Raw genomic sequence first — 259 nt, forward strand, 5'->3', positions numbered from 1 at the left:
GCCGGGTCAGGTCGCGCAGCAGCAGCGTGAGTCAGCGCAGAGATCGGGGAATGGTTTCGGCGGCGGCGTCGTACAAGGACAGCCGCCGCATGGCCAGGATCAGCGCGGGCAACCCGCACCGATGCAGCAGGCTCAGGCGCAACCGCGTCCGGAGATGCATCCGCAGCCGCAGGTCCAGCAACCGCAGGTCCAACAGCAGCCGCGAGCCGACATGCATCCGCAACCGCAGCAGCAGGCGCGTCAGGAATTCCATCCGCAG

1 protein-coding gene is annotated in these 259 nt (G+C 68.3%); it reads right to left on the reverse strand.

From position 1 onward, the window contains the following. Positions 1–31 precede the first annotated feature (31 nt). Positions 32–259: hypothetical protein (locus SB753_RS38690; RefSeq protein ID WP_410805365.1), on the reverse strand; the 228-nt coding region annotated here is incomplete at its 5' end.

The sequence above is a fragment of the Paraburkholderia sp. SIMBA_053 genome, assembly GCF_046534895.1.
GTDB classification, from domain to species: Bacteria; Pseudomonadota; Gammaproteobacteria; order Burkholderiales; family Burkholderiaceae; genus Paraburkholderia; species Paraburkholderia caledonica.